General features: G+C 30.7%; 20 protein-coding genes. 1 reads left to right on the forward strand and 19 read right to left on the reverse strand.

The window, feature by feature from the left end; genetic code table 11:
- Positions 1-111 precede the first annotated feature (111 nt).
- The 8 genes from ABXT39_RS06535 to ABXT39_RS06570 form a co-directional block, all read right to left on the reverse strand.
- Positions 112-600, reverse strand: a complete 489-nt coding sequence (locus tag ABXT39_RS06535; protein ID WP_415294918.1) for a hypothetical protein — start codon at positions 598-600, stop codon at positions 112-114.
- A gap of 117 nt (positions 601-717) precedes the next feature.
- Positions 718-834 carry a c-type cytochrome gene (locus ABXT39_RS06540; RefSeq protein WP_415294919.1) on the reverse strand — a complete coding sequence of 39 codons (117 nt, stop codon included), beginning with the start codon at positions 832-834 and terminating at the stop codon, positions 718-720.
- A gap of 121 nt (positions 835-955) precedes the next feature.
- The gene (locus ABXT39_RS06545) at positions 956-2,029 is read right to left on the reverse strand and encodes an ABC transporter ATP-binding protein (protein WP_415294920.1); all 1,074 of its coding nucleotides are present in this window, start codon (positions 2,027-2,029) and stop codon (positions 956-958) included.
- Entirely contained in the window at positions 2,022-3,101 is a 1,080-nt protein-coding gene (locus ABXT39_RS06550) for an ABC transporter ATP-binding protein (protein ID WP_415294921.1), read from the reverse strand. Before ABXT39_RS06550 ends, ABXT39_RS06545 begins: the two co-directional genes overlap by 8 nt.
- Positions 3,101-3,949, reverse strand: coding sequence for a carbohydrate ABC transporter permease (locus ABXT39_RS06555; RefSeq protein ID WP_415290424.1), 849 nt, complete (start codon positions 3,947-3,949; stop codon positions 3,101-3,103). Before ABXT39_RS06555 ends, ABXT39_RS06550 begins: the two co-directional genes overlap by 1 nt.
- A 2-nt stretch (positions 3,950-3,951) precedes the next feature.
- A complete protein-coding gene (locus ABXT39_RS06560) occupies positions 3,952-4,812 on the reverse strand; it encodes a carbohydrate ABC transporter permease (RefSeq protein WP_415290426.1) in 861 nt (286 codons plus the stop codon).
- A 63-nt stretch (positions 4,813-4,875) separates the two neighbouring features.
- Complete coding sequence (locus ABXT39_RS06565) at positions 4,876-6,411, reverse strand: ABC transporter substrate-binding protein (RefSeq protein WP_415294922.1); 1,536 nt, start codon at positions 6,409-6,411, stop codon at positions 4,876-4,878.
- 22 nt (positions 6,412-6,433) lie between these two features.
- Complete coding sequence (locus ABXT39_RS06570) at positions 6,434-7,495, reverse strand: NAD(P)-dependent alcohol dehydrogenase (RefSeq protein ID WP_415294923.1); 1,062 nt, start codon at positions 7,493-7,495, stop codon at positions 6,434-6,436.
- 159 nt (positions 7,496-7,654) lie between these two features.
- Here ABXT39_RS06570 and ABXT39_RS06575 point away from each other — a divergent pair, with 159 nt between their 5' ends.
- The gene (locus ABXT39_RS06575) at positions 7,655-8,737 is read left to right on the forward strand and encodes a GAF domain-containing protein (protein ID WP_415294924.1); all 1,083 of its coding nucleotides are present in this window, start codon (positions 7,655-7,657) and stop codon (positions 8,735-8,737) included.
- A gap of 2 nt (positions 8,738-8,739) precedes the next feature.
- On the opposite strand, the gene ABXT39_RS06580 is transcribed toward ABXT39_RS06575, so the two are convergent.
- The 11 genes from ABXT39_RS06580 to ABXT39_RS06630 all read right to left on the reverse strand — a co-directional run bounded on the left by ABXT39_RS06580 (position 8,740) and on the right by ABXT39_RS06630 (position 20,675).
- The gene (locus ABXT39_RS06580; RefSeq protein ID WP_415294925.1) at positions 8,740-9,957 is read right to left on the reverse strand and encodes an MFS transporter; all 1,218 of its coding nucleotides are present in this window, start codon (positions 9,955-9,957) and stop codon (positions 8,740-8,742) included.
- A gap of 20 nt (positions 9,958-9,977) precedes the next feature.
- Positions 9,978-10,931 (reverse strand): 2-hydroxyacid dehydrogenase, encoded by a 954-nt coding sequence (locus ABXT39_RS06585; RefSeq protein ID WP_415294926.1) that lies wholly within the window; start codon positions 10,929-10,931, stop codon positions 9,978-9,980.
- A 2-nt stretch (positions 10,932-10,933) separates the two neighbouring features.
- Positions 10,934-12,229, reverse strand: coding sequence for a glycolate oxidase subunit GlcF (gene glcF, locus ABXT39_RS06590; RefSeq protein ID WP_415294927.1), 1,296 nt, complete (start codon positions 12,227-12,229; stop codon positions 10,934-10,936).
- Positions 12,229-13,497, reverse strand: a complete 1,269-nt coding sequence (locus tag ABXT39_RS06595) for an FAD-binding protein (RefSeq protein WP_415294928.1) — start codon at positions 13,495-13,497, stop codon at positions 12,229-12,231. The genes glcF and ABXT39_RS06595 overlap by 1 nt, the downstream gene beginning before the upstream one ends.
- Complete coding sequence (locus ABXT39_RS06600) at positions 13,463-14,959, reverse strand: FAD-linked oxidase C-terminal domain-containing protein (RefSeq protein ID WP_415294929.1); 1,497 nt, start codon at positions 14,957-14,959, stop codon at positions 13,463-13,465. Before ABXT39_RS06600 ends, ABXT39_RS06595 begins: the two co-directional genes overlap by 35 nt.
- Before the next feature lie 5 nt (positions 14,960-14,964).
- Positions 14,965-16,128 carry a pyridoxal phosphate-dependent aminotransferase gene (locus ABXT39_RS06605; RefSeq protein ID WP_415294930.1) on the reverse strand — a complete coding sequence of 388 codons (1,164 nt, stop codon included), beginning with the start codon at positions 16,126-16,128 and terminating at the stop codon, positions 14,965-14,967.
- A gap of 73 nt (positions 16,129-16,201) precedes the next feature.
- Complete coding sequence (locus ABXT39_RS06610; protein WP_415294931.1) at positions 16,202-17,353, reverse strand: alpha-hydroxy acid oxidase; 1,152 nt, start codon at positions 17,351-17,353, stop codon at positions 16,202-16,204.
- A 9-nt stretch (positions 17,354-17,362) separates the two neighbouring features.
- A complete protein-coding gene (locus ABXT39_RS06615) occupies positions 17,363-17,893 on the reverse strand; it encodes an acyloxyacyl hydrolase (RefSeq protein ID WP_415294932.1) in 531 nt (176 codons plus the stop codon).
- A 22-nt stretch (positions 17,894-17,915) separates the two neighbouring features.
- Positions 17,916-18,284 (reverse strand): cytochrome c-type biogenesis protein CcmH, encoded by a 369-nt coding sequence (locus ABXT39_RS06620; protein ID WP_415294933.1) that lies wholly within the window; start codon positions 18,282-18,284, stop codon positions 17,916-17,918.
- Positions 18,281-18,802 carry a DsbE family thiol:disulfide interchange protein gene (locus ABXT39_RS06625; RefSeq protein WP_415294934.1) on the reverse strand — a complete coding sequence of 174 codons (522 nt, stop codon included), beginning with the start codon at positions 18,800-18,802 and terminating at the stop codon, positions 18,281-18,283. The genes ABXT39_RS06620 and ABXT39_RS06625 overlap by 4 nt, the downstream gene beginning before the upstream one ends.
- Positions 18,792-20,675: a heme lyase CcmF/NrfE family subunit gene (locus ABXT39_RS06630; protein ID WP_415294935.1), complete on the reverse strand. Its 1,884-nt coding sequence runs from the start codon at positions 20,673-20,675 to the stop codon at positions 18,792-18,794. The genes ABXT39_RS06625 and ABXT39_RS06630 overlap by 11 nt, the downstream gene beginning before the upstream one ends.

A 20,675-nucleotide genomic window follows, 5' to 3' on the forward strand; every position in this document is an offset into this window, starting at 1 on the left:
ATTACCGTAAATAATTCAAGTTTTTAAAGTCAATTTTTTTTTATACAAAAACATTGACCCTTTAAAATGTTATTGGGTCAGTTTAGAAGCTGACCTTTTAATATAAAAATATTATTTTTGTTTTCCTAAAAATTTCATTAACGAAGATATCATATCTATATTCGAGTTTATAAATTCAACCGTGAGATCTTCGGAAGGCCTAATGTTTCTAATTTTTAGATCATGTTTTTTTTCAATACGTGCTGGCATTTTAATAAAAAATCCTTTTTCTAATCCCTCATTAACAATTTGAGCAATTGTTTTGTAAGAATATTCAGGTAATTTATTGGATATACTTTCTTTATAGACTTCAACTCCAAGTTCGTTTGCTTCAAATATTAATAAAAAAACTTTAAATCTTTTTATTGTAGATAAACACCATCGCATGCCAGGTTTGTCAGCTTCAAACATAAAGCTTTCTTTAAGATCGGCCATCATCTCAATGTACCTGCCACAAAATTGATCCATTGATGCTTCAAAAGGAAGTTTTTCTAGGTTTAGCCTCTTAAGAATTCTTTTCTCTCTTTTTACACTCTCAATATTAATACTTTTTGGCAGCATATTTAAAATTTTTGATTACAATCTTTTTAAGTCTATTTGAATGTAAAAACTTCATATGAAATAATATCCTTACATGCCCTTAATTAATACGGAAAAAAATTATGCTAAAAAAATGGGTTAATTTTGCTTGGATATCTCTAAGTTAGGGTCAAAAATTTTAATCTTTATTCTAGAATACCACTCTGCAACATTTTCTATATCTTCATCTGATATCATTTGAGCAATCATTGTCATCTGCAGGTGGTTTAATTTTCCAGATTTATAATCTTTAAGTTTTAAAATAATCTAATCTTTTTGCTGAGCTGTGATTGTATTAATTTACTTTATTTTTACAATTTCCAGTTTTTAAATCAATCTATATTAATTTTTCATCTTCATACACGCAACATTTCTCTGGAGGAATATAAAGGTTTACCTTTTCTGATGGAACTTCAGTTTCTCTATTTATTTTAGACTTAATTGTAAGGTTACCCATCTTAGCAGTTAATAGTTTATAATTTCCAAGGTCTTCTACCTTTTCTACATCAACACTAATAACATTCTCTTTTTGATTTTCAGCTATCTTTATGAATTCAGATCTTATGCCTAATTTAACTTTATTATTTTTTAATTTTGATAAATCTGTACTTGTTTTAATCAAAGTATCATTAATTTTAACACTATTATTTGACGAAGTTTCTGATTCAAATAAATTCATCGCAGGAGATCCTATAAAATATCCAACAAAAGTGGTTTTTGGTCTTTCAAATAATTCTTTGGGAGTTCCTGTTTGAACCACCTCACCTTCACTCATAACTATTATATTATCTGCAAAAGTCATCGCTTCATTTTGATCGTGAGTTACATAAACAAGGGTTGTTTTATATTTCTCATTTATTTCCTTGAGATTTCTTCTTAATTTAAATTTTAAATCAGGGTCTATAACTGTTAATGGCTCATCCATTAGTACTGCAGCAACATCTTCTCTTACAAGCCCTCTACCAAGTGAAATCAATTGTTTTTGATCAGCAGTGAGTTTTCTAGCTGGTAATTTTAAGAAAGACTTTAAATTTAACGTTTCAGCCACAGAATTAACCCTTTCTTCCACTATTTCTTGAGAAAAATTTCTGCATCTCAAAGGGAAAGCTAAATTATCATACACTGTCATGGTGCTATAGATAACTGGAAATTGAAAAACTTGTGCAATATTTCTACTCTCAGTTTTAAGGTCCGTAACATCTTTTTCATCAAATAGTATTTTTCCTGATGAGGGTCTTACTAAACCTGACACAATATTTAACATCGTTGTTTTTCCACACCCAGATGGTCCTAAAATTGCGTATCTTTTTCCATCTTCCCAAACCATCGAGAATGGGTTTAATGCATAAGTCGGATTAGGATCATTTGGATTATATGAGTGAGATATTTTATTTAAATTAATTTTAGACATTACCACCTCTAAATGGTGATGAAGCTAAATTTCCAACTTCATCGAATGCATAAGCTTTATTAGATTTAAAGTTAATTTTAACTTTATCACGAATTTTAAAATCCATCACTTCCTCTATACTAGTTATAATTTTTAAATTTCCCCTTGTAAGGTGTAGTAAAGTTTCTGAACCACTAATTTCTGCCAGCTCCACTTCAAATTCAAAGCCATCATCATTCAATTCAATATCGGATGCTCTTATACCAAAATTAAAATTCTTATTTGTTAATTTAGATAAATGATTTGGAATATCTATTTCAATATCTTCAAATTTTATTTTATTAGAACCTAAGTCAGCTTTCAAAATATTCATAGGTGGGTCATTTGAAATAGCAGCAACCTTTAAATCTTTGGGGTTTTCAAATATTTCTTTTGCTGCTCCTACTTGCAGCACTCTACCTTCATCAAGAACAATGACTTCACCATTAAGTTCCATTGCTTCCCTGGGATCCGTTGTGGAAAAAATTACAATACTTTCCTTTGATAAACCATTAACAAATATATTTTTAAACTCTTCTCTTAACTGCTCTCTTAACTTGTAGTCCAAATTAACTAGTGGCTCATCAAGTAGTAATATCTTTGCATTTTTTACAAGTGACCTTGCAACTGAAACCCTTTGTTGTTGGCCGCCTGATAATTCTTGGATTTTTCTTTTTTCATAACCCTCTAGCCCTACTAATTTTAAAGATTTAAAAACCTCATCATTAATTTTTTGAGGGTCTAAACCTCTTTGTTTTAGAGGAAAAGCTATATTTTCAAAAACATTTAAGTGAGGGTAGTTAATGAATTGCTGATAAACCATGGCAATATTTCTTTTCCACACAGGTATCTCTAAAAAATTCTTATCTTCAAATCTAATCGATCCACTATCTGGCATAAGTAGCCCTGCTATTGTTTTTAATAAAGTGGTTTTCCCAGAAAGTGTTCTTCCCAAAATTGTATATAATTTACCTTTTTCAAAATTAAAAGAGATTTTTCTTAACTGAAGTTCTTCAGTTAATTTATACGATAAGTTTTCACCAACTAAATTCATTATTTAATTGCTCCTGATAGATTTCCTTTTGATAAATATCTCTCAACAATAAATGCAACAACAATTAATGGTGCAACAGAAACTAGTGCTGAGGCTGATAAACTCCACCATGGTGTTATTGAAGAGTTTAAAGCTACAATTTTTACAGGAAGTAACTGCACTTCAGTAAAGGTTAAAATAAAAGCAAAAAAGAAATCAATCCATCCAAATATAATACAAAACATTCCAGCAACAATTAATCCTGGTATTGAATTTGGTAATACAACTTTATAAAATGCCTGGTAAGGATTACATCCATCTATCAATGCCGTTTCATCTATCTCTCTTGGAACTTTATTAAAAAAATCAACCATAATCCAAACTGCTATTGGCATTAACAAAACAATATAAACAACTATTAGTCCAAATAGACTGTCCAATAAATTAACCGCACCAAGAAATAAAAAGAAAGGTATGGATAAAACAATTGGTGGCATAATTCTTTGAGAAATGAAGAAAAATGTAATGTCATTATTCTTTATAGGACCAGCTTTGAATGTATATCTAGAAAGAGCATAAGCAGATAAGGTTCCAAGTATAATACTAACTAAACTTGCAGTGCATGTTACAAACAAACTATTAAAATAAGGTTCAACAATGTCTACTCCTCCTTGTGCTGGAGATTTAATTAAAACTCTCCAACCTTCTAAGTTTGGTTCAAAATCAACCCACGGGATGTAGGTTACACCTCCATTTACTGAATTAAAATCTTTAAAAGAAGTTGTAAGCGCCCAAAGAAAAGGTGCCACAACAAAAACAGTCCAAACTGTAATAAAAAAATATTTTAAGAATGTATATAATTTTCCCATATTTAATCTTTGAGTAATAGTTTGGTTAATACTTTTGCAATAACTGTTAAACTTATGATCATTATTATTAAATAAGTGAATGACATTGAAGCAGCATAACCCATTTGAAATTCTCTCAATCCTTTAATGAAGATATAAAAACTTGATGTCTCAGTTGAGGTTCCTGGACCACCTGAGGTTAAGACATAAACAGTATCCATTATTTTTGAAGCTTCAATTAGTCTTATGATAATTGCTCCAATAGATATTGGTGCCATTAATGGAAATGTTACGTAAATAAATTTTCTAATTGGACTTGCTCCATCAATTGCAGCTGCTAAAAAAGGTTCTTTAGGAAGTGATAAAAGACCAGCTAGTAATAGTAAAAACATAAAAGGTGTCCACTGCCAAACTTCAACAATAATAACTGTAACTTTAGCTAAAGTAGGATCAGTAAGCCATTTCGGTGCAATATCAAAAATTTGTAAAAGATCATTAACAGGACCTAGTGACTCATGAAAAAAAGTTCTCCAAATAACAGTCATAATAACTGGGGTGGTCATCATGGGTATTAAAAATAATACTCTAAAAAATCTTTGAAACTTAATTTCCTTCCAAACCATATGAGCCAGTGTAAAGCCAATTACATATTGCAGAACAACAGTTGTAACTGACAAAAAACTTAATCTAATAAACGACTCCCAGAATCGTGGATCATCAGTAAATAATCTGACATAATTTTCGAGACCTATAAAGTTTAAACCATTGTAACTATTCCAACCTGATAAACTTAAACGAACTACAAATATTATTGGAAAAATTAAGATACCTATAAGAACAAATAAACCTGGAAATAAAAAAACGTATTTATGTTTAAAGTTCATGTAATTGAATTTTAAGTGTAATATATGTGGCCACTAATTAAAAGTGGCCACATAAAGTTATTTTTATAACTTGTTGTCTTCCATTTTGACACCAACAGCGTAGTCTTCTTGTACTGCTGATTTACCAACTCTTTTGACAATTGCTTCCCACTCTTTAGCAACTTCATCCAAAGCTTCTTGAGGAGATAGCTGACCAGCTAAAGCCTTAGAAGTTCCAGTTGCAACTGCACTAGTGAATTCAAACACACCACGAACTCTTAAAGGGAAAACTCTATTCTTACTTTTTTCCATATCTTTAAGCGTCTTAGTGTATGATTTTGCAATATCTGCATCCCAACCCATTGTATCTATATAAAGATTTGGATCAAAATCAGAGTTTTTAAATGGATTAACACCAAAGTTACCAATAGCTAAGTCAGCTTGGTGGTTTGCTCCGTTAGAAAAGAAACATAGATAATCAAACGCCATCTCTTGTACTTTACTTTTCTTAGCAACACCTACTGCCCAACCCCATACGATGTACGGTGCTTGGTTGTATTTGTTATCCCATTTGCCAGATACTCTATTCCAAACTTTATCTGCACCTGGAAGAGGAGCTGTACCTACTTTATTTTTAATAGGACTGTCGTCTTGCATCGCTGCAATAAAAGCATCATCCCATGAAAAACTAAATAGAGTTTGTCCACCACCAAATGATCCAATTTCATCACCTAGTCCAAAGTTAATTCCTCCTGGAGGAACATACTTAGTAGCCTCTACCCAGTCAGTTAAAGCTTCAACAAACCCTGGATTATTAACATTTGGTTTCATAGTTTCTAAATCAAAAAAGAAACCACCTGGAGTGCTAGGATTTTTAGCGTAAGCTACTGATCTACTAAAAAAAGCTGCGAACATTAAGTCATCTTTTTTCATAACTTCAGCTGAACCGTATTCTTTTTCTCCATCTCCATCCCAGTCCCAACCATTAAAGAATTTAGCCATTTCTCCATACTCTTTCCAAGTCGTAGGAACTTTTAGCTCTTTACCAGTTGCTTCTTTGTATTTTTTTTGCATCTCAGGATTATCAATTACATCTTTTCTGTATTTTAAATAATGCCTGTCTCCATCAACTGGATATTGATACATAGTTCCATCCCAAGAAGAAACACCTACATGAGATTTCGTTACATCTTTCATCTCTTTTGTATTCAAGTATTTCTTTGGAACTGGTGCTAAGTATTGTCTCCAGTCGTTTATAAAGTTAGAAAATCCAAATACGATATCGTACGGAGATTGACCAGCTTTAAAAGGAACCATAGCTTTTGCATACAAATCACCAGCTGGCGTATGTGTTACATCTACTGTTGCTCCTGTTAATTTAGCAAACTGTTCCGCATGAAGAGCTGTAGGCTGTCCAATTACTGGAACTGCGTGCGTATTTATTTTTAGAGTTTTTCCTTTGTAGTTCTTTTTTGAAATTTCTTCATAAGAACAGTCACCAGAAATATCTCCTGTTGCTTTGATATGTGGAAATTGATCGCTCCACTTATCTGCATAAGCTGGGCTAAATATCAGAATTCCTGATATCATAGCACTTAAGCAAGTTTTTATTATTTTCATTTATCCCTCTCTTTATTTATTATTATGGAACTAAAACGGCTCTTCCCTTAACTTTACCTTCGTTAAGATCATGAAGCGCTTTATTAGCATCGCCTAATTTATACTCTTGCATAGATAGTGTAACTAACCCTTTGTTAGCTAACTCCATCAGCTCATATAACTCAGACCACGTTCCTACTAAATTTCCAACTATTGTTTTTTCTGAAATAATTACATCGACAGCTAGAACTCTGATTTCTTCGCCATAACCAACGATATAATAATATCCACTACCTGCTGTCATTTTGATACCCATTGCAGTTGATCCTTTTTCACCTACAAAATCAATTACAGCCTCACCACCTTTACCCTTGGTAAGCTCTAGAACTCTTTCAACTTCATTGCCATCAATTAAAACTCCCTCATCACCACCAAGTGACATTGCATGTTTTAATGCTTCAGCAGATTTTTCAACAATAATAATATTTGCAGCACACATTGCTTTTAAACATTGAATTGCAATATGGCCAAGTCCACCAGCTCCAATAATTACACAGGTCTGACCTGGTAATAAATGTCTAGTAGCTTTTTTAACAACTCTATAAGCGGTTAGTCCTGCATCAGAAAAAGGCGCAACATCTTTTGGTGCCAATATAGTAGGCAGTTTAATTAAGTTACGAACACTTGTTTTAAGTAATTCCGCATACCCACCTTCTTTAATATTCAAACCTGGAAATGCTCCCTCTTCAGCATGCTGATCTAAACCTCTACGGCAGCTTAAACAAGTTCCATCAGTTCCTGAAATAATTGGGTGCAAAATAACAGGATCACCTTTTTTAAATCCTACAACATCTTTACCTACTTCTTCAACCCATCCAGCATTTTCATGACCCATAACCATAGGTAACAAATCTCCGTTAGGATCTTGAATGTGTTCCCAAACACCTTCAATAATATGTAGGTCAGTTCTACAAACTCCAGCTGCACCAATTTTGACAATAACATCTGATGATTTTTCTAATTTTGGATCTGGCATTTCTTGCTCTGTAACCCAAACTTTTTCATCCATTTTTGGATTATATTTATGTAAAACTTGTGCCTTCATAATTTCTCTCTATTTTTTAGTTTGTTAATTTTTTTAATAACAAACCCTATCCAATATTGAGGAAAGCAGAGAGTCAACTGCGCAAAAAAGTGTCCATAAAGTTAACAAAATACAACTCTTGGTTGGTTGTTCATTTTTAATAATGTCTTAAAATAAAGAATGACAAATTTAACTTCTGTTGAAAAAGAATTCTCTGATCTTACTAAAAGAAGAGGCTTTTTACCTTCTTTGATTGATAAAGATATATCTGATAGCTGGAAAAGATGTATTTCAACGGGACTAGATCCGCTTAAAAATCCAAAGAGAACAATTCTTACTTCTAAAGAGCTTGGTGAACTTAAAGAAAAAAATGATTATATTAGAAGACTGGTAAACCCTGAACTTGAACTTCTATATTCACAAATAGCTGGGACAAACTTTATGGTGGCATATTCTGACAGCAGTGGATCAGTTATGGATACTATTTATGATAAAACCTGCTTTAAAACTGATGTTGGAAAAATTGTAATACCAGGTTCAATTTGGAGAGAAGAAATTGGAGGTACAAATGGATTGGGTCAAGTTGTTACTCTCAATAAAGATTCTATAGTTTCAGGCAAGGAACATTTTTTTGAATCACATGGAAAGTTATCTTGTTTTGCAAGTCCAATACTAAATTATGAGGGAAAAACTATTGGTATAATAGATGCCTCTACCGACGTGCATTCAAGAGAACAGCACACCTTGGCGCTGGTTAAGCTTGCTACAAAAAGTATTGAAACAAAATTATTTTTAAATCAGTTTGATAATGAATTAATTTTATCATTCCATCCACGTCAAGAATATCTGAGCACTAATAGTGTTGGTCTACTTGCAATTAATGGTGATGGATTTGTTGTGGGGTCAAATTCAAATGCAAGAATAATGTTGCATGGACTAGTAACGTTAAAGAGTGAAAGTTTTAATAATATTTTTACAACTTCATTTTCTTCAATTGCAAATGAACTTTTACAAAATAAAATAATGAAAATTTCTGATCATTTAGGTTCATCTGTTTTTATAATAAAAAGTCAAAATTTTAAGAAAAAAATATCTAAAGAAACAAAAATAAAAAATTATGCATGTAATAACTGCAAAGGATCAAGGTTTAAGGAAGACAGATGTATTTTAATTAAATCTGCCTTTTTAGAAACTAGAAATATTAGTGCAGTTTCTCGAAAGCTTGGTGTTTCACGTACTACAATTTACAAACACTTAAATTAAAATTAATTTTTAGAATTTTTTATTAAGAAAAATAGGTAAGAAAAAAAAGAAGTTAATAAAAAAAATATCATAGCAAATCTAAAGCCTGAAATTTCTGAAAAACCTAAGTTCATTGTTAAATCAATAATAACCCCAATAATCCATTGCAGTGCGAATGCCCCAATAAAAAGAAGTAAATTAAACGAAGTCAGTGCCTTTCCTGCATTCGAAAGTGAAAAAGCCATTCCTACCGCTGGTTGAGTTAAGGATAAAAAGACAGAGCTTACTGCAAAAAAAGCCCAATGATATGCCCCTGCTCTGGGCCCAAGATAAATTATAAAAGCTAGTACAATTAAATTTAACGGCGCACCGAACTTCAATAATTTTATTGCATCTGAAACATTTTTTGAAATTTTTGGAACTAAATAGCCCCAAGATAGGAATGATATTAAAAGAGAAAAATAAATTATGAAAAGACCATTTGCACTTTGCTCAGGTGTATATCCTGAAACTTTAACCATCCATGGTCCTGCCCAAAGTGTCTGAATAGCAAATAATCCACCATAGTTAAAAAATCCCATTGGAACTAAACTTTTAAAAAAATTATTATTCCAAATTTCTTTTAAAGAACCATTATCCTTTGAGTTACTTTGAATGTTTGTTTTATTCCAATTAGGTATAAAAAAAATAATTAAGATAATACAAAATATAGTTAATAGAGCTAAAGTGATAAATATCATTCTCCATCCAATTATTGGTAAAAAAAATTGTACAGGTAAACTAGAAGAGAGCATTCCAATTGCTCCTACCATTAACATCCATGAGTTTGCTCTTTGTTGTGTTTCGTCTTGATACCAAATTCTGTAAGCAGTTAAAGGCCCCATCAAACAAGCACCCACACCTATTCCAATTAAAATTCTTGATAATAAAAGTGTGATAAAATTTTCTGATAAAGAAAATGAGATCATGCCTAATACTGCAATAAGTAAAAAATATGAAACTATTTTTTTTGGACCTTTGTTATCTAATAGATAGCCTAGTGGAATTTGAACTGCAGCAAAACCTAAAAAATATCCACCTCCTAAAAGTCCCAAATCACCAGCTGATAAACTAAACTCAGATATAAGATTGGGCGAAATAGTTGCTGTAATTGCTCTTAATAAATTAGAAATATAATAACCAAGGGCAAATACTAAAAATATAGTTATCGCTTTTTTTTTTGGCAGAATAACTTTATTCATAATTGAAACTTACAAAGAAACTAGTTTACTTTATTTGTACAATTACCTGTTTTGAAAAACTCATCAATATTATCTATGGCCAAATTACCCATTGCTGTTCTTGTATGTTTAGTCGAGCTTCCTAGATGGGGTAATATAAATGCACTTTTTATTTTAAGATAACCAGGATTTAAATTCGGCTCACCCTTATAAACATCTAGTCCTGCTGCATAAATTTTTCTTCTATTTAGTGCATCAATTAAAGCTTCATCATCGACAATATCTCCACGAGCTACATTTGTTATAACAGCACCTGTTGGAAAATATTCTAATGTTTCTTTATTAATTAAATTTTCTGTTTCTTTTGTTGCAGGGCAACAAATTGACAATACATCTGAAGCTCCAAAAAGACTCTTGATACTATCGTGATATTTAGCTCCCTGTTCTTTTTCTTCAGTTAGTTTTGATCTATTATGATAATGAATAATCATACCTAAAGATTTTGCTATTTTTGCAATCTTTTGTCCTATTCTTCCCATTCCTAAAATTCCAAGTCTTGAGCCTGTTAACTGTTTTCCTATCAAATAATCTGCTGACCATTTCCAGTTACTTTCTTTTGCAGCTTGAATACCCTCTGGAACTCTTCTGCATGCTCCAAGAATTAATAAAATTCCAATCTCTGCTGTAGCATCTGATAAAACTTCTGGTGTATTAGTTACTGCTATTCCTCTTTTTTTAGCTACTTTTAAATCAATATTTCCAAAACCAACTGCGAAATTAGAAATTATCTTAATACTATCAGGTAGTTTGCTTATAGTATCTTCATCCATCTTATCGGTTAAAGAAGTTAATATTGCATCATGGCCTTCACTTAATTCAATAAGTTTTGACTGAGAATATAACTCATCATTATCATTAAGTTTTGCATCAAATGTTTTTGAAGCTTTTTCCTCAGATGCTTTTAATAATCTTCTCGTAATTATAATTTTTTTCATAATTAATTCTTTTGTAATATTTTTGGTTTTGGACCACCAGTATACCAATCTAATACTTCAATAGTATGTAAAATTGGAGTTTTGGTTCCATTAGAAATTTGAGTAATACAACCTATGTTCCCTGTTGAAATAAAATCTGGCTTCAAACTTTCAATATTTTTTACTTTTTTGCTTAGTAATTCTTTGGCAATTTCAGTTTGTAAAATATTATATGTACCAGCTGATCCACAACAAATATGTCCCTCTGGAATTTCCATGATTTCATTTTCTGTTTTGTTTAATAACGACACAGGTTGGTCGTGTACTTTTTGTCCATGCTGCATTGAACAAGCTGAATGATAGGCAATCTTATATTTTTTTTCTTTTGCTTTAAAATTTAATTTTATACTTTCGCTTAAATATTCTGAAACATCTTTTGTTAATTCAGATATTACTTTAGCTTTTTTTTTCATTTCCTCATCATCTCTAAAGATAAACCCATAGTCTTTCATTGTAGTACCACAGCCAGATGTGTTAGATAAAATTGCATCTAAATTACCTTTTTGATGTTCATCATACCAAGTGTTAATATTGTTTCTAAAATCTTGATGTGCGTCATCTTCTTTTCCTAAGTGATGATTTAAAGATCCGCAGCATCTTATTTTTTTAGGCACAATTACTTCAACACCGTGTCTGTTCAAAAGACGGATGGTTGACTCATTTATTTGAGGAGAGATTTCTTTTTGGACACATCCAATTAAAAGTGCAACTCTTGCAATCCTCTTTTGACCAGTCACAGAATAAATTTCTTTTTGTTTTAAAGTTTTTTTAGGAAAACTTGTAGGCATTAAACTCATCATGTCTTTTATTTTTAATGGCATTAGAAATTGAAAGGGTTTTGCGAGTTTTACCATATAGCTAGCCAGTTTAAAATATCCTGTATTTGGTAATACTACTGATAAAAAACTCCTAATTGTTCTATCAAAAAAAGATCTTTTGTAGTTTTTTTCAATATATTTTTTACCATGATCGATAATATGCATGTAGTTTACACCAGAAGGACAAGTGGTCATGCAACTATAACAAGATAAGCATCTATCTATATGTTTTACTGTCTTTGCTGTTGGTTTTTTTTGATTTTCCAACATGTCTTTGATTAAATAAATTCTACCTCTTGGTCCATCTAATTCATCGCCAAATATTTGATGGGTAGGACAGGTAGCATTACAAAAACCACAATGAACACACTTTTTAAATATTTTTTCAGTAGATGCGTTGTCGTTATCTTGTAATTGTTTCTTTGTAAAATCAGTTTGCATTAAATTCCTCTATACATTTTGCCAGGATTAAAAATTCTTTTAGGGTCGAAACTTTTTTTAATTTTTTCTGATATTAAAAGTCTTGTATCATCTACGGTAAAGATCGTCTCTTCATAATCATACTCATTTGATGTCTTTATGACTGTCAAATACCCACCAAGTTCTTTAATCAAATTTTTAATCTCGCCAACCTTGATATTTTTCTTAGACCGAACTTCTATCCAGTATAATGAGCCACACCAATCAATATAATATTTATACTTATTGCCTAAGTATTGCATTAGCTTTTTACCTTGAGAAGGAGGTATTACTACTCTCAGTAGGTTATTTTTTGTTTGTGTAAATAACTCAAGGTTATTTATTTTTATCCAAAATGGGGTTGATTGATGAACATCTAAAATAGTTGTATTTAATTTATTAAGTTCTAATTCATCAGTTAAAGCTTTTATTTTTTCATCTATTGATATTTTATCTCCATCTATTCTTAATGCTACAAATGAGCCTTTATTTTCTAAATCATTAAATTTAAAAACCATTTCTTTGTTATGATCGTAACTTTCATCTTGTGGCTCTTCAGGAAGATAAACAGCTCCAGAAACTTCACTGCTAGAACTTGAAATTTTTTCAAATAATTCATTAACTAATTTTTTATCATCAGTATTAATTATAATTGTATTAGATAATTTTTTTTTAGGTAAAACTTTTAATGTAATTTCAGTTAATGCAACTAACGTTCCAAAAGATCCTGTAACAAGTTTTGACAAATCATAACCCGTAACATTTTTTACAACTGTTCCACCTGATTTGATTATATCACCTTTTCCATTCACACCTCTAAAGCCTAAAATGTGATCTCTTATACTGCCTACTTTAAACCTTCTCGAGCCAGCAAAATTACAGGCTAAATGACCTGCTATAGTTCCTTTGTTTGATTTTCCACCTTCAATAAATCCAAAATCAATTGGCTCAAAGGCTAACTCTTGATTATTTTTTTCTAATTCTTTTTCAACCAGCTCTAATGGAGTATTTGCTTTAACTTTAATATAAAGTTCTTCTGGTAAATATTCTATTATTCCTGATAATTTAGAAAGAGATAATTTTTTTGCTGACTGAATTTTATTGCCAATAAAACTTTTTGAATTAGTGCCTATTAGTTCTGTTGGTTCGTTTTTTTTATAGAGCTCTTTAACTATTCTTGAAACTTGCAGTTCATCTTCAGGATAATAAGTATTATTAGAATCTTGGAAGATCTGGGAATTTTTCTTCATTTCTGTGGACATGTACCCTTCCTTCCTCTGCACATTTTCTCAATATTGGATAAACTTTTCCAGGATTTAATAAATTTTTTTCGTCTAGTGATGATTTGATATCTAACTGTTGTTGAATATCATCATTATTAAACATTTCACACATTAGTTCTCTTTTTTCTATTCCCACACCGTGCTCTCCAGTAATAACTCCTCCTAATCTTACACAAGCTTTTAAAATTTCAGCACCAAATTCTTCTGTTTTTCTTAGTTGTTCTTTATCACTTCCATCAAACATTATTAGTGGGTGTAAATTTCCATCACCAGCATGAAAACAATTTGCTACTGGTAATTCATACTTTTCAGATAGTCTTTTTATTTCTAGTAAAGCTTCGGTTAGTTTTCCTCTTGGTATAGAGCCATCCATGCAATAATAATCTGGTGCCATAGCTCCACATGCTGGAAATGCTGCTTTTCTGCCAGCCCAAAATGATAGTCTTTCTTTTTCATTTTTGCTTAATTTTAAACTTGAGCAATTATTTTTTTTACAAATGCTACTAACTTGCTTTAATAATTCATCTACCTCAGATTCTGTTCCATCTAATTCAACAATTAATAAAAGCTCAGCATCTCTTGGGTAGCCTGCTTTACTAAAGTTATCTGTCGCCTCTATTAAAACTTTATCCATTATCTCCATGCCTGCTGGAACAATTCCGCTAGCAATAATTTCTGAAGTTGCATTTCCCCCTTCTTCGATTGTTGGAAAGCCTATTAATGCTGCTTTAACTATTTGTGGGTTTTTTAAAATTTTAACTGTCACTTCAGTAATTACTCCTAGTAAACCTTCTGAGCCACAAATTAATCCCATTAGATCATATCCTTCTTGATCAAGAGTTTTTCCACCGATTCTACAAATAGTTCCATCCATCATAACAATTTCAACACCTAAGATATTATTAGTAGTTGTTCCATATTTTAAAGAATGAACACCACCAGAATTTTCAGCAACATTACCTCCTATCGAGCATGCAATTTGGCTTGATGGGTCAGGGGCATAATAAAAATTTTTATGTTGTACGGCATGAGTTATTCCTAAATTTGTGACACCAGGTTGGGTTACTACACATTTATTCTCAAAATCAATTTCTATAATTTTATTAAATTTTCCGAGGCTCAATAGAATTGCATCGTTTAATGGTAATGCTCCACCTGAAAGGCCTGTACCCGCTCCTCTTGGCACAACTTTTATATTTTCTTTATGGCAAAATTTTAAGATATTACTTACTTCTTCTGTATTTTCTGGCATCACAACTGCTAGCGGTGTTTGCGTGTAAGCTGACAGTCCATCGGTTTCATACGGCTTAATCTCATCTGCATGACTTAATACATTTTCTGAATTTATTATTTTTGCAAGATTTTTAAAAATATATTCTTTTTTAGAAATCGTTTCTTTATTAATCTTTGGTAGAACTAATTCACTCATTAGTTTTAGCCTAGCATTTTTTTAATATTTTCCAATGCGTTAGATATGTTGTCTTGGGACGCTGCAAAGCTAAATCTTACGTAATCTTGGCAAGTTTTACCAAAAGCTGTCCCTGGAACTATTGCCACTCCTGCTTCATGCATGCATTTTTTTGCAAATTCTGAACCATTCATTCCTGTTCCAATAACTTTAGGAAATGCATAAAAAGCTCCTCCTGGTAAACTACATTCCACACCTGGTAAACTATTTAGACCTTCATGAATCAATTTTCTTCTTTGGTCAAATTTTACCATCATTTCATGGATTGCATCGTCTGGTCCATCCAAAGCTGCAATTCCTGCAAATTGTGACGGAGCATTAACACATGAAACACTATTAATAATTAGTTTGTTTACATGTGGTATTAATTCTTCTGGCCACACACTCCACCCCATTCTCCAACCTGTCATGGCGTAAGCTTTACTCCAACCATCTAAAACTATTAATCTATCTTGCAAATCAGGATAATTGAAAAATGTTGGCATTTCTTTTCCATCATAAATTTGTCTACTATAAATTTCATCACTAAGGATTGCTACATGAGGATGTTTTTTTAACCCTTCTGCTAAAACATCTATTGCAGATTTTTCTACAAAACTACCTGTTGGGTTGTTTGGGTTAATTAATATTAGCAATCTAGTTTTATCCGTAATTAAAGATAGAATTTTTTCTGGATCAAATTTTAAATCTTTATCTTCCGTTAAGTCATATGGAACTCCTGTTGAGCCTGTATAATTAATCATTGATTCATATATTGGGAATGCTGGTGTTGGGTGTATAATTTCTGCACCTAGTTCACCAAAACATTGTATTGCATAATACATTGTTGGTTTCCCACCTGGCATTATCAATACTCTTTCAGGGTCAATATCCTTATTGTAAAGTTTTTTAATTTTTCTAGTAACAGCTTGTCTGCACTCTAAAATTCCATTTGATAAAACATATCCATGATGACCCTCATCTAATGCTTTTTTTGCAGCATCTACTACGTGTTGGGGTGTCTTAAAATCAGGCTGACCTAGACCTAAGTGGATCATTGGTTTGCCTTGTGCTTCTAATTTTTTTGCTTCAGCTAAAACACTAAATGCAGATTCAGTTCCTAGTCTTTGTAAATTTTTTGCTAATTTCATAATAATTTAATTCTAATATCAATATTTTATAATTTAATTTATTTTTTTTATATATAATTTTTATAAGTAAAAACTATTTTCTATAAATTAATTTTGACGCATCTAATTCTTTTAAAGTCTTACAACCCATTAATACCATATTTCTATTAATTTCGTCATGCATGTTTTGCAATAGACGTTCAACACCAGGTTGACCCGCAGCACTTAAAGCAAACAAAAACATTTTTCCAAAGCTACATGCTGTTGCACCAGCTGCTAAAGCTTTTAAAACATGAGTTCCACGTCTTACACCACCATCTAAAATAATCTCTAATTTATCTCCAACAGCCTCTCTAATTGCATTAACTTGGTCAAAGGGTGATCTTGAACCGTCTAATTGTCTTCCCCCATGATTTGAAATCATTATTGCTGTACAGCCAATATCTATCGCTCTTTTTGCATCTTCAACTGACATTACGCCTTTAAGAGCAAATGGACCGTTCCATTTTTTTACACAGTATTCAGCATCCTTCCAATTCATAGCCGGATCATATTGTTCATTAATATATTCGATTACCGATTTCGAAATATTTGTTCCTTTATCTGTTTTATTTTTAACATTGGATAGTTCAAACTTTTTATGAGTAAAATAATTAAATACCCATTCAGGTCTCATGGCAAAACTCATTAAGCTTTGAAGTGTCAATTTTGGAGGAGTGGTAAAACCAGTTCTGTGATCTCTTTCTCTGTTTCCAGCGACCAATGTATCAACTGTCAAACACATGCCATTAAAACCTGACACCCTACATCTATCTATTAAGTCATCAGTAATTGATTGATCTTTATGAACATATAATTGAAATAATTTTGGTCCATTTGAGATTGCAGAAATTTCTTCAATTGTATTATTTGCCATAGTGGACATGCTATAAAAAGTTCCAAATTTTTCAGCAGCTCTTGCTGACGCTTTATCACCTTCATGATGGTAAAGTCTTTGCATTGCAGTTGGTGAAAGAAAAATTGGCATATTAATTTTTTTTCCAAAAATAGTTGTTGATAAATCTGGTTTACCAACACTAGCAAGAATATTGGGAATTAAATCACAGTCATTAAAAGATTCGGTGTTTCTTCTTAAGGTCTGCTCATCATCAGCTCCACCATCAATGTAATGAAAAATAGGTGAAGGTAATTTTTTTTTTGCTAATTTTCTAAAGTCACTAAAGTTGTGACAATTTTTTAAACTCATAGAAATATACTAAAATCTTTTTAAAAAATTAAATGCGTAACTATTTGCACCAGGGTTTTTGCTCCCTATACTTGCATTAGATACATGGTTGTAAGAAACACCAAAGTTCGTATTTTCTGATAAACTGTATGAAAGTTGGATTTCAGTTTTAAATTCTAGAATGTGTCCCAAATCTTTTCCATCACCTTCGTGATATAAGCCTGGTGCAAAACTAGGTGTAAAGTCAAAAGCACCCATTTTAATATTCCATTCTATTCCTGAATAAATATAAGCTGCAGAATTTTCTGTGATAAACCCCCCTGTGATAGGAGAAATATTTCCTAAGAAAGTATCTCTTTCTAGTGACTCATTTTGATGTTGAAATCCGAAAAGTAAGGCTGCCTGTTTATCATCACTAAAATCAAAATTTCCTATAAAAAAATTGTATTGGTGATCACTATTAACTTTATTTTTTTCTTCACTCAAGAGTGGTGAAAAAAACATTGTAAAAAAAGTCAGTAAATAAATAGTTTTTCTCATAATTTCAAAAAGTAATATCATTTGAGATTAATATACTACAGTTTTATTTTTGATTATTTAATTTTTTAAATATTATTGCACCACCAAATAAAAATAACAATAACGGTAATAACCATAAAACATAAGTGTTTTTGTTTAATTGAGGGTCAAAAATAACCCAATCACCATACTTTTCTCTTAAAAATTGGTATATTTGTTTTTCTTTTAATCCATCATTAATTTTACTATCAACAATTAATTTAATACTAGAGGCGAATTCAGATTCAGAATCGTATACTGACTGACCCTGACAAATTAAACAACGAATATTTTTTAAAATTTTATTTTTTAAAACATCGTTTACTTCATCTGATTTTAATTCAGAAAAGCTTGTGACTAAAAATAGGATTATTAATACTTTTAAAATTTTCATTTAATAATTAATTTAATTTCATTAACAATTTCTTGATTGATTGGACCAACAAATTTTTTAATTATATCTTTATTTTTATCTATTAAAAAAGTTTCTGGAACTCCATAAGCTCCAAATTCAACTCCTAAAGTTCCATCTTTATCAATTAAAATTCTAGAATAAGGATTGCCAAGGTCATCAATAAATTTTTTTGCATTATTAAAATTGTCTCTATAATTTAATCCAATTAGTTTGATTGATTCATTTTTACTTAGTTGCATTAACAAAGAATGCTCTGTTCTACAGGGTACACACCAGGATGCCCAAATATTTACAATATAAAAAGTGTTCTCTTCAAAAATTTTATCTGAATTTATGTAATTATCTGAATCAAAGTCCTTAGCTTTAAAGGTTGGTATATTTTTTTTCTCATTAACCTTGGGAGTGTAATTATTTGGAGTATTTAATCCTTTATAAAAAATAACAAAACAAAAACTTAAAAAAATAGCTACAATAAATAAGCTAAACTTATTTTTCATATTTTTTTTTAAATAAACTCATTAATCCACCAAAACTTAATAGTAAAACTGATATCCATATCCAAACCATAAATGGCTTTATTTGATATCTAATATTAAAATATTCATTACCCTTTACAAGGTTCATTACTAAAAACTTATCCTCTAATAATGTTGTTCTTATATCTGCCTCACTAGTGATAATTACAGGCTGATTATAAATTCTAATCTCAGGTTTTAATTCTATAGTTTTTCCATTTTTGTCTTTTATTTCAAAAAAGGCAATGATCGAGTTAAAATTATTTTCTTTTCTTTCCTCTATCTTTTTAAAAAAAATTTCACCTTTATTATAATCATATCTTTCACCGATTTTTATGTTGGTTATAATTTCTGAGGATAAAATGTTATTAAACAAAATGCTTAATATTAATAAACTAAAACCAAAGTGTGAGACAGTTTGAGAGACATTATTAAATCTTTTAATAAATAATTCTTTTAAAGTTGTAAAGAATAGAAAAAAAGCAGCAGAAATTAAAACTGTATAAAAAAGTAAGTCTGTAGTTAAATTTTTAATAATAAAAAAAGTTAACATTACTGAAATTATAAATGTGATAATAAGTGATTTCTTATTTTCAATTTTTGATTTGATCCATTTAAGTCGTGGTCCAAGAGACATAAATATTAGAAATGGTATTAAAAAAGGAACAATTAATTTTTGGTAAAAAGGAGGCCCAACTGATATTTTTTCACTAGATATTACGTCTAGAAAAATTGGGTATACTGTACCTATTAAAACAACAGATAAAAAATACATCATAAACCAATTGTTTATTAAGATGGAAGTTTCTCTACTAAGCCAAAAGAAATTATTTGAGCTTTTGTTATTCTCTTTGTGAAATATAAAAAATATTCCTACCGATAAGACAATTAGTACAAATAAAAATATTAATATAAAAATACCTCTTGCAGGATCATTGGCAAATGTATGTACAGAATTTAATATTCCAGACCTTACTAAAAAAGTTCCACACATACTTAAGGTGAATGTTGTAATAGACAATATAACTACCCAAGATGTTAGTGCTGCTCTTCTTTCTAACACTACAATGCAATGTAACAATGCAGTTAATGTTAGCCATGGCATTAAAGAAACATTTTCAACTGGGTCCCAAAACCAAAAACCTCCCCATCCTAGTTCATAATATGCCCAAATTGATCCGAGCATAATTCCTATAGTTAAAAAAATCCAAGAAACTAAGACCCATTTTTTAATATGCTGACCCCATTGTTTTGAAACATAGTTTTGTGTAACTGCAGCAAGGGATGATGAAAATATTATAGATGTCCCAACATAACCTAAATATAAAATTGGAGGATGAATTGCTAAAGCCGGATCTTGTAAAATTGGATTAAGACCAAGACCTTCATTAGGAATTGGAAATAAATAATTAAAAGGATTAGATGTCATTAATACAAATAAGAAAAAACCAATAATTATTATTTGCTGAAATAATAAAGTTAAAATTCTATATTTTTTAGGCTGTTCTCTTGATTTAATTAAAAATAGAAAAATGAATAAAGTTAATACTAATAGCCATAGCAACAAACTTCCTTCATGGTTTCCCCAAGTTCCTGAGATTTTATAAAATAATGGTTTAGTTGTGTGAGAGTTATTAAATACTGTCTCATTACTAAAATCTGAGTTTATAAAAGATATAATCAAACTCAAAAAACTCACAATTACAAAAACTAGCTGTAGAAATGATAGAGATAATATATTTTGGTTAATCTGCTTATTGGTATTATTAACGTCTTTAATTGAAACTCCACAAAGTAATACCGAAAGTAACAACCCTAAAATTAAAGAATAATAACCTATCTGATTAGCTAGCAA

Origin of the sequence: Candidatus Pelagibacter sp. Uisw_113 (genome assembly GCF_047717815.1) — a bacterium.
Classification (GTDB): domain Bacteria; phylum Pseudomonadota; class Alphaproteobacteria; order Pelagibacterales; family Pelagibacteraceae; genus Pelagibacter.

What these genes read in the sequence shown, in the direction of transcription:
- ABXT39_RS06615 (WP_415294932.1), bottom strand. Translation starts at nt 17,893, where the DNA reads ATGATATTACTTTTTGAAATTATGAGAAAAACTATTTATTTACTGACT.
- ABXT39_RS06575 (WP_415294924.1), top strand. Translation starts at nt 7,655, where the DNA reads ATGACAAATTTAACTTCTGTTGAAAAAGAATTCTCTGATCTTACTAAA.
- ABXT39_RS06620 (WP_415294933.1), bottom strand. Translation starts at nt 18,284, where the DNA reads ATGAAAATTTTAAAAGTATTAATAATCCTATTTTTAGTCACAAGCTTT.
- ABXT39_RS06560 (WP_415290426.1), bottom strand. Translation starts at nt 4,812, where the DNA reads ATGAACTTTAAACATAAATACGTTTTTTTATTTCCAGGTTTATTTGTT.
- ABXT39_RS06585 (WP_415294926.1), bottom strand. Translation starts at nt 10,931, where the DNA reads ATGAAAAAAATTATAATTACGAGAAGATTATTAAAAGCATCTGAGGAA.
- ABXT39_RS06535 (WP_415294918.1), bottom strand. Translation starts at nt 600, where the DNA reads ATGCTGCCAAAAAGTATTAATATTGAGAGTGTAAAAAGAGAGAAAAGA.
- ABXT39_RS06565 (WP_415294922.1), bottom strand. Translation starts at nt 6,411, where the DNA reads ATGAAAATAATAAAAACTTGCTTAAGTGCTATGATATCAGGAATTCTG.
- ABXT39_RS06570 (WP_415294923.1), bottom strand. Translation starts at nt 7,495, where the DNA reads ATGAAGGCACAAGTTTTACATAAATATAATCCAAAAATGGATGAAAAA.
- ABXT39_RS06605 (WP_415294930.1), bottom strand. Translation starts at nt 16,128, where the DNA reads ATGAAATTAGCAAAAAATTTACAAAGACTAGGAACTGAATCTGCATTT.
- ABXT39_RS06580 (WP_415294925.1), bottom strand. Translation starts at nt 9,957, where the DNA reads ATGAATAAAGTTATTCTGCCAAAAAAAAAAGCGATAACTATATTTTTA.
- ABXT39_RS06600 (WP_415294929.1), bottom strand. Translation starts at nt 14,959, where the DNA reads ATGAGTGAATTAGTTCTACCAAAGATTAATAAAGAAACGATTTCTAAA.
- ABXT39_RS06610 (WP_415294931.1), bottom strand. Translation starts at nt 17,353, where the DNA reads ATGAGTTTAAAAAATTGTCACAACTTTAGTGACTTTAGAAAATTAGCA.
- ABXT39_RS06545 (WP_415294920.1), bottom strand. Translation starts at nt 2,029, where the DNA reads ATGTCTAAAATTAATTTAAATAAAATATCTCACTCATATAATCCAAAT.
- ABXT39_RS06555 (WP_415290424.1), bottom strand. Translation starts at nt 3,949, where the DNA reads ATGGGAAAATTATATACATTCTTAAAATATTTTTTTATTACAGTTTGG.
- ABXT39_RS06595 (WP_415294928.1), bottom strand. Translation starts at nt 13,497, where the DNA reads ATGAAGAAAAATTCCCAGATCTTCCAAGATTCTAATAATACTTATTAT.
- ABXT39_RS06625 (WP_415294934.1), bottom strand. Translation starts at nt 18,802, where the DNA reads ATGAAAAATAAGTTTAGCTTATTTATTGTAGCTATTTTTTTAAGTTTT.
- ABXT39_RS06550 (WP_415294921.1), bottom strand. Translation starts at nt 3,101, where the DNA reads ATGAATTTAGTTGGTGAAAACTTATCGTATAAATTAACTGAAGAACTT.
- ABXT39_RS06540 (WP_415294919.1), bottom strand. Translation starts at nt 834, where the DNA reads ATGACAATGATTGCTCAAATGATATCAGATGAAGATATAGAAAATGTT.
- glcF (WP_415294927.1), bottom strand. Translation starts at nt 12,229, where the DNA reads ATGCAAACTGATTTTACAAAGAAACAATTACAAGATAACGACAACGCA.